General features: G+C 68.3%; 11 protein-coding genes. 4 read left to right on the top strand and 7 right to left on the bottom strand.

What is annotated here, in order from left to right; translation table 11 throughout:
• Positions 1-20: 20 nt before the first annotated feature.
• From BM349_RS06120 to BM349_RS06130, 3 genes are read right to left on the bottom strand one after another with little or no spacing between them, the layout of a single operon-like run.
• A complete protein-coding gene (locus tag BM349_RS06120) occupies positions 21-1,337 on the bottom strand; it encodes a lipopolysaccharide biosynthesis protein (protein WP_139230891.1) in 1,317 nt (438 codons plus the stop codon).
• A complete protein-coding gene (locus BM349_RS06125; protein WP_091704498.1) occupies positions 1,304-2,308 on the bottom strand; it encodes a glycosyltransferase in 1,005 nt (334 codons plus the stop codon). Before BM349_RS06125 ends, BM349_RS06120 begins: the two co-directional genes overlap by 34 nt.
• The gene (locus BM349_RS06130; RefSeq protein ID WP_091704501.1) at positions 2,305-3,297 is read right to left on the bottom strand and encodes a glycosyltransferase; all 993 of its coding nucleotides are present in this window, start codon (positions 3,295-3,297) and stop codon (positions 2,305-2,307) included. Before BM349_RS06130 ends, BM349_RS06125 begins: the two co-directional genes overlap by 4 nt.
• 121 nt (positions 3,298-3,418) lie before the next feature.
• Here BM349_RS06130 and BM349_RS06135 point away from each other — a divergent pair, with 121 nt between their 5' ends.
• Entirely contained in the window at positions 3,419-4,171 is a 753-nt protein-coding gene (locus BM349_RS06135) for a glycosyltransferase (protein ID WP_091704506.1), read from the top strand.
• Positions 4,172-4,173: 2 nt separating this feature from the next.
• Here BM349_RS06135 and BM349_RS06140 read toward each other — a convergent pair whose 3' ends face one another.
• Genes BM349_RS06140 through BM349_RS06150 form a run of 3 tightly spaced genes read right to left on the bottom strand, consistent with a single transcriptional unit; the run spans position 4,174 to position 7,340 of the window.
• Positions 4,174-5,280 (bottom strand): acyltransferase family protein, encoded by a 1,107-nt coding sequence (locus tag BM349_RS06140; protein WP_091704508.1) that lies wholly within the window; start codon positions 5,278-5,280, stop codon positions 4,174-4,176.
• Entirely contained in the window at positions 5,277-6,413 is a 1,137-nt protein-coding gene (locus BM349_RS06145) for an NAD-dependent epimerase/dehydratase family protein (protein WP_091704523.1), read from the bottom strand. The genes BM349_RS06140 and BM349_RS06145 overlap by 4 nt, the downstream gene beginning before the upstream one ends.
• A gap of 36 nt (positions 6,414-6,449) precedes the next feature.
• The gene (locus BM349_RS06150) at positions 6,450-7,340 is read right to left on the bottom strand and encodes a glycosyltransferase (protein WP_091704529.1); all 891 of its coding nucleotides are present in this window, start codon (positions 7,338-7,340) and stop codon (positions 6,450-6,452) included.
• A 160-nt stretch (positions 7,341-7,500) separates the two neighbouring features.
• Between BM349_RS06150 and glf the strand changes: the two genes are divergently transcribed.
• Genes glf through BM349_RS06165 form a run of 3 tightly spaced genes read left to right on the top strand, consistent with a single transcriptional unit; the run spans position 7,501 to position 10,193 of the window.
• On the top strand, positions 7,501-8,637 hold the full coding sequence (gene glf / locus BM349_RS06155) for a UDP-galactopyranose mutase (protein WP_091704532.1): 1,137 nt from the start codon (positions 7,501-7,503) through the stop codon (positions 8,635-8,637).
• Positions 8,638-8,661: 24 nt separating this feature from the next.
• Positions 8,662-9,453, top strand: a complete 792-nt coding sequence (locus tag BM349_RS06160; protein ID WP_091704535.1) for an ABC transporter permease — start codon at positions 8,662-8,664, stop codon at positions 9,451-9,453.
• Positions 9,453-10,193, top strand: coding sequence for an ABC transporter ATP-binding protein (locus BM349_RS06165; protein ID WP_091704538.1), 741 nt, complete (start codon positions 9,453-9,455; stop codon positions 10,191-10,193). The genes BM349_RS06160 and BM349_RS06165 overlap by 1 nt, the downstream gene beginning before the upstream one ends.
• Positions 10,194-10,293: 100 nt before the next feature.
• Here BM349_RS06165 and BM349_RS06170 read toward each other — a convergent pair.
• The coding region (locus BM349_RS06170) for a cell wall-binding repeat-containing protein (RefSeq protein WP_139230892.1) at positions 10,294-10,641 on the bottom strand (348 nt) is incomplete at its 5' end.

Genomic DNA, 10,641 nt, shown 5'->3' on the forward strand with positions numbered 1-10,641 from the left:
CCTCGGGCTGAGACGACCGGTCAGGCGACCTCGGGCTCCGGCGCCGCCGGCGGGATCTCTCCCCGCCGCAGGGTCAGCCGCAGGATCACGAGCTGGTAGATCGTCACGACGAACTCCGACAGGGCGACCGACCACGCGATCAGCTCGAGGCTGTGCAGCGACGCCGAGATCAGGATCAGGGGCGCGCCGACGGCCGCGGCCATGATCGATGCGATGGCGACATGGCGGACCTGGCCGAGGAGGATCAGGCACGCGTACCCCGCGATCGCCGACCCCGAGACGAACAGGAACGCGATTCCGAGGGGGATGCTGAGGCTGAGCGGGACCAGGACCGCCCCACCGCTGAGCAGTGCGGAGGCGAGCGGGCTGAACCCGGCGATGAGCGACCCGCCCACGAACCCGAAGGCGAGCCCGATGACGACGGCGCGCACGCACCTGCGCGCGATGTGCGCCGGGCCGTCCTCAGGAACCCATCCCTGCAGGAACTGCTGGACCGGCGCGAGGGCGAGCGAGCCGAACTTGAAGAGCCGGTCTGCCATCGCGTAGACCGGCACCTGCGCGGGGATGAGCGCCTGCACGGTGACGAGCGGCAGTGACACGTACAGGCTGCTGACAAGGGATCCGGTCACGGCGTGGCGCTGCGTGCCCAGCAGGGCGAGGACCGCACGCAGGCTGTACCGCGCGTGCTCGCCGGGTGGGAGGGTGGCCAGGATGTGCCGGCGCTCCAGGAGGATCGCGACGAGGTAGCCGAGCGCCTGAATCAGCAGGAAGGCGGTGATGCTCGAGGTCAGCCAGGTCGCCAGGAGCCCGACGAGGGTGCCGACGACGGCCGGGATCGTGTTCAGGACGAACAGCCGACCCGGCTGCGCCTGACCGACGAAGTACCAGGGTGATGCCACGTAGGGGAGCAGGTATGCGATCGTGCCCAGCACGGAGAGCGGCACATCGCCGCGTGTGAGCAGCAGTGAGATGACGATCATCGTCGGGGCGGCGACGGCGTACAGGGTCAGCCGCGCCGAGAGCGACTCGCGGAAGATGTACGGCCGCTGCTCCCGTGTGGCACCGGCGATCATCGACGGTCCGGTCGCGCCCCACCCGAAGGCGACGATCACCCCGAACACGCCGGCAAGCACCTGGATCACCGTCAGCTGAGCCCACACCTCCGCACCGACCGAGGCGATGAGCACCGGGATCGCGAGCACTCCGACCACCGCCACGAGGCCGACCGTGGCGGAGAAGCTCAGGATGCGCTGGATGAAGGGAATGGTCGGATGCCGATCTGCGGTGTCGTCGTCGCGCAATGCTATTGGGTCGGCGGCAGACGCCGGCCGAGCCACGGATGCAGGATCCTGCCGGCGGCGAGCATGATGGCATTCGACGTGCCGTGGATGGATCCGCGAGTGAGGTAGCTCAGCGCGTACGCGGGCCGCGTCGCCCTGCCGAACACCCGCTGAAGGCGGCTGAGCGGCGCTGTGGCGGGCGTGATGCGGGCCGAGAGGGTCGCGGTCATCTGTGCGCGCCAGCCGTAGCCCATGTCGTACAGGGCGCGCAGGAGGGCGATGGGACTGCTCGACCCCTCGTAGCGCCGGCCCGCTGCCAGGAGGGTCCGGACGGCCGAGGCCGGCCGGACGCGTCCGGACTGATCGGCGACCTCGCCCAAAACGTTCCCGCCGTGCTGCACGTAGTCCTGGAGCACGTCACCGACGACCGCTGTGCCGCCGAGCATCGCCGAGCAGACGGCGATCCAGTGATCGTGCACCTCGACCCGCGTCGGCATGGCGGGGAACGGCATGGCGAGATCGAGCACCGCGCGCCGGAACACGCTCATCGCGCCCGAGAACTGATTCACGGCGACCAGCGCCAGCAGGTCGGAGTCACGCCGATGGGTCGACGGCTCGATCACCCGACCAGAGGGGAACTCCACGACCCTCGCCTGCCCCGACACGATCATGTGATCCTGCAGGAGCGGAAGCAGGCGTTCCAGCTTGTCGGGGTTCCACAGATCGTCCTGGTCGCTCAGGGCAACCCACTCCGCGTCATCGGGCACTGCGCGCAGCGCCCGCTCGAAGTTGGCGTAGAAGCCGACCCGATGCTCGTGCCCGATGACGGTGAACCTGGGGTCCCCTCCGGTCACCTCGGCGACCAGCTTCCGCACCCGCTCGGGCTCGCCGTCCGAGGAGATGATGCAGACGAAGTCGCCGACGCTCTGGCGCTGGATCGAGGTGAGCTGCCGCGCGAACAGCACCGGGTCCGGCCGATACGCCGCGAGGGCGATCGCACCGAAGCCCGCGCCGGGGTGAGCGGTCATTGCGGCACCCGCCAGTCGATCCGCGCGGCCACCTCGGCGACGGCATCCGGGATGCGGCCCATCCGGCCGGCTCTCCCATCGGCTCGTCCGGCACGCAGGATTCGAGTGAACTCGCGTCGATCGCGGACCGCGAGCCACACGATGACGTAGTGGCGCATCTCGAGAAGCGTCGCGCGGGCGACGGTGAGCGGCAGCCGCCGTCGGTAGATGCGGTTCACGGCCACCCGATTGCGTGCGCGGTAGTAGTACCGGAACGGGGCGCTGACCGTGAAGCCCATCGGCCGACCGGACGGCGTGCGCAGCACGCGGCGGAGCACTCGGATGCCGACGCGGCGACCGAGCTCGTGCGGCAGGTCCAGACCGCGGGCGGCGACCATGATGAAGCCGCGGACCTCGGCCCGCATCGAGAACTCGGTGTCGACCAGATCGATGAACAGGTCCTCGCGGAACGGACCGATCGCCCGGAGGGCGACCGCGGCGACGAGCATCCCCGACTGGATCGGCCGTCGCGCTATCAGATGCGGCCCCTGCTCACCGTGGACCTGAGACACGTCGGCGAAGAACTCGGGGACGGCCGCGGCGACGGGCAGGCCATCTCGGGATGCCGCGACGTGCGCGTCGGCGACCGCGCGGACGAAGCCCGGTCCGACGCGCGAATCCTGGTCGAAGAACACGATGCCGTCCGGTGCGGGTGCCGATCCCGATGCATCGTCCAGCAGTGCGCGCACGCCGGCGTTCAGCGCGGCGGCGATTCCGAGATTCCGCGGGAGACGCACCACATCGACGCCCATCGCGGCCGCGTCGGCGAGCACCGCGTCGTACGCGGGACCGCTGCCGTCGTCGACCAGGACGATGCGGTCGACCTGGCCGGTCAGCGCGCGCAGGTGGTCAAGCAGATCGGCCGTGGGCGCGAAGGCGGTGACGACGCAGCTCACCGCGAAACGGGGAGCGTCCGGGGCGGCGTCGGGGCGGTCTCGCGGTGCGGGCATGGCCCTGACAACCTACCAGTGCAGTCTCCGCGACCCCCGTGGGCGGAGGCGGCCGTGGCGCTCGGAAGCCCCGACATAGGATGGACGGCGATGTCCGGCGAGCGTGCGAAAGGCCTGCCCTGTGAGTGATCCCACCCGGGTCAGCGTGTGCATGGCCACCTACAACGGGGCCGAGTACGTCGAGCACCAGCTCCGGTCGATCCTGGAGCAGCTGGAGCCCGACGACGAGGTGATCGTGGTCGACGACGCGAGTGCCGACGCCACGGTCGCCGTCATCGAGGCGGTCGGCGACTCCCGCGTGCGGATCATCCGCCAGAAGGCCAACCGGGGTTATGTGCGCACGTTCGAAGCCGCGCTCCTGGCCGCCGAGGGCGATGTCCTGCTGCTGGCCGACCAGGACGACGAGTGGGTGCCGGGCCGACGAGACGCGCTCGTGGAGTCCGCTCGCGCAACCGGGGTCGCGGCGTCCAACCTCGTGCTGCTGGAGAGCGGCGAGCCGCTGCGCTCGCCCATCACCGGTCGGCCATGGAGGCTGCGTGCATCCACCTCCCGCCATCGGCTTCGCAACGAGCTGCGGATCCTCGCCGGAGTGGCGCCGTACTTCGGCTGCGCGATGGCCGTCCGGCGCGACATGCTCCCCGCGATCACCCCGTTCCCGGCGTTCCTGACCGAATCGCACGATCTCTGGATCGCCACCGTGGCGAACGCGTCAGGCCGTATGAGCCACGTCGAGACGGCGACCGTGCGCCGCCGCATCCACGAGGCGAACGCGTCGTCGTCGCGGCCGCGAGGAATCCGGCGGGCGCTCGCATCGAGATGGATGCTGGTCCGCGCGTGGGCCGAGGCGCGACGACGTGCACGGATGCTGCGCTAGCGTCACGCTTCCTGGATGTCGCCCGGCGGGCCGACCGGCTGGGGCCTCAACTGGTTGCCCTTGGGCCGGGCCAGGAACATCGCCGGCCGCTCGATCAGCACCCAACTGAGCCACGCCAGGCCGAACGTCACGACGACCGTGATCAGGATGTAGAGGGGCATTCCGAGCACGCCGGCGCCCACGAGGATCACGAGCTGCTGGACCGGCCACGCGTAGATGTAGAACCCGTACGAGACGTCGTTGCGCGCGATCCACGCCGGCTGCGGGATCCAGGTCGACAGTGACAGCAGTCCGTAAGCCAGCAGCGGTGCCGAAGCCTGGCCGCCCCAGCGCGGGATCAGCCAGATCATGACCACGGCCGCGACGAGCGCGCCGATCCCGAGGAGGCGACTGACACCCCACTTCTCGACGAGGAAGTAGATGAGCGACCCGCCGAGGAAGAAGGGCAGCAGCCTCGCGAACAGCTCGAAGCTCACGTCGAGCCCGATCCGCTGGGCACCCCCGATCAGGGCGTACAGCGCGACGCTGAGGACCCAGAGTACGCCCACCAGGATCGGCGATCTGCGGAAGACGGCGACGAAGCCCAGGACCCAGATGACGATGTAGCAGAGGAACTCGTAGAACAGCGTCCACAGCGACCCGTTCCACGCGCCGGGGTAGGGGACCCCCTGCAGGGTCGCGCCGATACTGTAGTGGTCGATGTAGAGCGCGAGATTGCCCCAGACGTACTGGAACGGCGTGATCGGGGTCGTGAAGAAGCCTGCGAGCGATCCCTGCTCGATCAGCAGCGCGATCGGGGCGAAGACGAAGGCGGTGACCAGGAGCACGACCACGAACGCCGGGTAGATGCGCGCGACGCGGTGCAGGAGGTACTCACCGGGCGAGGTGCGCAGCCGGCTGCGCGTGATCAGGAATCCGCTCAGGACGAAGAAGCCGGCCACCGCCCACCCGCCGAGGTTCTCGCCCTGGATCGACGGACCCGACCCCTGTCCGGCGATATACCAGCTGTGTGCGAACAGGACGAGCGCGGCCAGGATGAGCCGGAAGAGGTTGAGACTGTTCTTTCGATAGGGGTACGGCGTGCCGCGAAGGGCCTCGGGCAGGCTCACTTCAGCAGGTTCCGCGACGACATCTCTTCGAGGGAGCGCTCATAGCTGTCGCCCTCGATCGGCTCGGACAGGACCCACTCGGCGAACCGAGACACACCCTCGCGGAACTGGACCGCCGGCGTGAAGCCGAGGATCTCCCGCAGCCGGGTGGTGTCGGCGATGTTGTGACGGATGTCGCCCAGGCGGTAGTTGCCCGACACCCGCGTCGGGACCTCCGTTCCGAACGCGGCGAACAGGGCGGCGACCACCTCGTTCACCGTGGTCGCGACGCCGGATCCGACGTTGAACACCCCGCCGGCGGCAGCCGGGTGCGTCGCACCGAGGAACGTCGCCTCGACGATGTCGTCGATGTAGACGAAGTCGCGGCTCTCGAGGCCGTCCTCGAAGATGTTGATCTCCTTGCCCTGCCGGATCAGCGTGGAGAAGATCGAGAGGATGCCGGTGTACGGGTTCTTGAGGGACTGACCGGGACCGTAGACGTTCTGGTAGCGCAGAGAGACCGGCTCGATCCCGATCGTCGGCGCGACCGTCAGGATGAGCGACTCCTGCATCTGCTTGGTGATGCCGTAGACGGATGACGGATGCAGCTTCGCGTTCTCATCGGTCGCGATGACCGACAGAGGTCCCTCTCCGGGCATGTGCACGTCGAAGTCGCCGGCCGCCATGGACTCGTCGTCGCGGTGCCCCGGGTGCACCACCACTCCCGACTCGGTCAGGTACGAGCCCTCGCCGTAGATCGAACGGGACGATGCGATCACCAGCCGCCGCACGCTGTGCGGTTCGTTCGCGAGCAGGTCCAGGAGCGCAGCGGTACCGCCCACGTTCGTCTCGGTGTACCGGGCGATCTCGTACATGGACTGACCGGTGCCGGTCTCGGCAGCCAGATGCACCACGATCGTCGCGCCGGCCAGCGCCGCGCGCAGATCTTCGGTGGACGTCACGGTGCCGCGGACGACGTCGGCCACGCCGTCGAGCGAGCGCAGCAGCGGGGACGTGGTGTCGGGGTCATCGCCGTGCACCTGCGGGATGAGGGCGTCGAGCACCGTCACGGTGTTCCCGGCCTCGACGAAGCGGCGGGCGAGGCGCGTGCCGATGAAGCCGGCGCCGCCGGTGATGAGCACGTGATCGGACATGCGGGTTTCTCCTGTGGTGGGGACCCGCGGGCGGGGTCAGAGGGCGACGATGTGCGCCAGCGTCGATTCTATCCCGGCGCGGTTTCCGCCTCGGAGGACCTTCGGCAGCTCGGTGACGGCGTGCAGGCGCGACATGAGGCGCGCTCGCGCGGTGCGCGAGGTGCGTGCCCAGCCGTGCGAGTCGGCGAGTCGGCGCGCCTCGGCGTAGTAGGTGCGCTCGTCGCGGAACCGTCGACCGTCCAGGAGGGTCTTCTGCGATGCGCTGGCCGAGTGACGGCGGTACGAGAACGCGAGCGCCGGGTTGTATGCCAGCGTTCCGCCGTCGAAGGCGATGTCCATCAGCAGCGCGAGATCCTGGATGATCGGCAGACCCTCCCGGAAGTCGATCCGCTTGAGGGTCTCTGTGCGGAACGCGAGCGAGGGCCAGTACAGCCAGTCGCCGCGGATGAGGCTGGTCGCCATCCGCTCGCCGGTGAGCACGGCGATGCCCGAACCGCCGCGCGGAGCGAGGAGCCCCAGCTTCACCCGATCCGCGAGCGGCGCGACCACGGCGCCGTGCTCGTCGATGACCTGCACGCCGGGCTGGATCACGTCGGCGTTCGGCACCCGCGCAGTCGTACGCGCGATCAGGTCGACGTACGACGGATGCAGGAGGTCGTCGCAGCCGAGGATCGCGATGTATTCGGTGGTCGCCCTCCGGATCGCCTCGCGGTAGTTCTCGGTGATGCCGAGGTTGGTCGCGTTGCGGGTGTAGGAGATGCGCTCGTCATCGATGGCGGCGAAGTATGCCGGCACCGATTCGTCGGGGTAGCAGTCGTCGATGACGATCAGCCGCCAGTCCGGATTGCGCTGCGCGCGCACGGAACCGACGGTCTCGTACAGGAGCGCGGGGTCGCCCCAGAAGGGCACGAAGATCTCGAGTGTCATAGCCGCTCCAGCGTAGGGGAGAGGGTCCGTGCAACCGCTGGGAGCCCGATCCGGCCCCACCGGATTCTCAGGCCTCGCCGATAGACTGGTGACGCGGCGGTGCGCTCAGCCCGCCGCGTCGCCGTGTCTGCGGCGACCATGACTCAAAAGGGCTTCATCCATGGATCTTCTCGTCGTCGGCTCCGGCTTCTTCGGCCTCACGATCGCCGAGCGCGCGGCATCCGTCGGTCGCAAGGTGACCGTCATCGACCGCCGCCACCACATCGGCGGCAATGCCTACAGCGAGAACGAGCCCGAAACCGGCATCGAGGTGCACCGCTACGGAGCTCATCTGTTCCACACGTCGAACCCCACCGTCTGGGAGTACGTCAACCGCTTCACGACGTTCACGAACTACGTGCACCGCGTGTACACGAACCACAAGGGCGTCGTCTTCCCGCTGCCGATCAACCTCGGCACGATCAACCAGTTCTTCAACGCCGCGTACAGCCCAGAGCAGGCGCGCGCACTCGTCCACGAGCTGGCCGGTGAGTTCGACGCGAAGGATGCCGCCAACCTCGAGGAGAAGGGCATCGCCCTGATCGGGCGGCCGCTGTACGAGGCGTTCATCCGCGACTACACCGCGAAGCAGTGGCAGACCGACCCGAAGAACCTCCCGGCCGAAGTGATCAGCCGCCTCCCGGTCCGGTACAACTACGACAACCGGTACTTCAACGACACCTGGGAGGGCCTGCCCACCGACGGCTACACCGCGTGGATCGAGCGGATGGCCGACCACCCGAACATCGAGGTCAAGCTCTCGGTTGACTTCTTCGACGATGCGCAGCCGCTGAACAAGGCTGCGACCGTCGGACAGGTGCCGATCGTCTACACGGGTCCGATCGATCGCTACTTCGAGGATGCCGAGGGCGCCCTGTCGTGGCGCACGCTCGACTTCGAAGAGGAGGTCATGAATGTGGGCGACTTCCAGGGCACCCCGGTGATGAACTACGCCGACGCCGACATCCCCTACACGCGCATCCATGAGTTCAAGCACTTCCACCCGGAGCGGGCCGAGCGGTATCCGGCCGACAAGACCGTGATCATGCGCGAATACTCACGGTTCGCAGCGCGCGAGGACGAGCCCTACTACCCGGTCAACACGGCTGAGGATCGTGCCGGCCTGCTGGCGTACCGCGAGCTGGCCAAGGGCGAGAAGGATGTGTACTTCGGCGGCCGGCTCGGCACCTATCAATACCTCGACATGCACATGGCGATCGGCTCTGCGCTGTCGATGTGGAACAACCAGCTCGCCTGAGCGCGCGCCCATAGACTCAACTCCGTGACCACCGCCGCCGTCGGCGCACCGGGCTCCCCCCGGCGCTACCTCCACTCGCTGTGGCTCCTTTCGGCGCGCGACCTCCGTGTCCGGTATGCGACGAGCGCGCTCGGCTACCTGTGGTCGGTGCTCGACCCGCTGGTGATGAGCCTGATCTACTGGTTCGTGTTCACGCAGGTCTTCGGCCGCGGAGTGGGCGAGGAACCGTACATCGTGTTCCTGATCACGGCACTCCTGCCATGGGTGTGGTTCAACGCGGCCGTCTCCGACTTCACGCGCGCCTTCAACAAGGACGCCCGGCTGGTCCGCTCGACGGCGATCCCGCGGTCGATCTGGGTGAACCGGATCGTGCTCAGCAAGGGGATCGAGTTCCTGTTCTCGATCCCGGTTCTCGCGCTGTTCGCGATCTTCTCCGGTGCCACGCTGGGATGGGGAATTCTGTGGTTCCCCGTCGCCGTGCTCCTCCAGACGATCCTCCTGCTGGGGCTCGGTCTGCTCGTCGCGCCGCTCTGCGTGCTGTACACCGACCTCGAGCGGACCACCAAGCTCATCCTCCGCGCGCTGTTCTACGCGTCGCCGATCATCTACGGAGTGTCCGACCTGCCGGCGCCGTTCCCGGAGGTCGCCGCGTTCAATCCGCTCTCCGGCATCTTCACGCTCTACCGCGTGGGCTTCTTCCCCGACCAGTGGGACACGTTCAGCGTGGTGATCGGGGCCCTCATGAGCTTCGCGTTCCTCGGCCTCGGCATCCTGGTCTTCGGCCGGCTCGAGCGTCCAGTCCTGAAGGAGCTGTGATGAGCGCGCTCGCCATCGAGGTGCGCGATCTCGGCGTGCGGTTCCGCCGCAACCGCCGCGGACGCCGCAGCTTCAAAGACCTCTTCTCGGACTCGTCGCGCCGATCCAAGCCCGGCGAGTTCTGGGCGCTGCGCAACGTCTCCTTCGATGTACGGCCCGGCGAGTCGATCGGCGTGGTGGGCCGGAACGGGCAGGGCAAGTCGACGCTGCTCAAACTCGTCGCAGGCGTGCTGCTGTCCGACGAGGGGACGGTCGCCGTGCATGGGGGAGTTGCCCCGCTCATCGAGATCACCGGCGGCTTCGTCGGCGACCTCACGGTGCGAGAGAACGTGCGCTTGACCGCCGGACTGCACGGGATGTCCCGCGCCGAGGTCTCACGCCGCTTCGACGGCATCATCGACTTCGCCGAGCTGCACGATTCGATCGACACCCCCTACAAGCACCTCTCCAACGGCATGAAGGTGCGCCTCGCGTTCGCCGTCGTCTCGCAGCTGGAGGAGCCGATCCTGCTCGTGGACGAGGTGCTCGCCGTCGGCGACAAGGCGTTCCGCGAGAAGTGCTACACCCGCATCGACGAGCTGCTCGCAGACGGGCGGACCCTCTTCTTCGTGAGCCACAACGAGAAGGATTTGCGTCGTTTCTGCACCCGCGGGCTCTACCTCGACAAGGGGCGCCTCGCGATGGACGCCCCGATCGGCGAGGTGCTGGACCGCTACAACGCGGACTACAACGCCGGCTGAGCCGCTACGCCGCGCGCTCGGCCAGCGGGGGCATCCGGCATGTTGCCCAGGTCCGGGACTTGCGGGCCCACCACGTTCGAACACTCGGCGAGCGCGCAACCTATTGCGTGTACTGGCCGAGTTGGGTTTCGACGGCTGGTGTGATGACGCCGACTCCGCCGAGTACCACGATCCGGGTGGGGTTGAGTCGGTCGAGTTCGTTCTTGACGGCTGCGGGCAGAGCCTCGGCGGGCGTGAGGAGGATGGGTGCGGAGTTCATACCTGCGACGGGGGCGCCGGAGAGCGCGTCGGGGTAGTTGGTGCCGCTGGCGATGTAGACAACGTCAGCGCCGTCGGGGAAGGACGCTGCGCTGATTGCGACGGACGTCTCGTACCGTCCTAGACCCGCCAGCCGCTCCACAGTCCCGTATTGGCCGAGTTGGGTTTCGACGGCTGGTGTGATGACGCC

The sequence above is a fragment of the Microbacterium sp. cf046 genome, from assembly GCF_900114345.1.
In the GTDB taxonomy this organism is placed as follows: Bacteria; Actinomycetota; Actinomycetes; order Actinomycetales; family Microbacteriaceae; genus Microbacterium.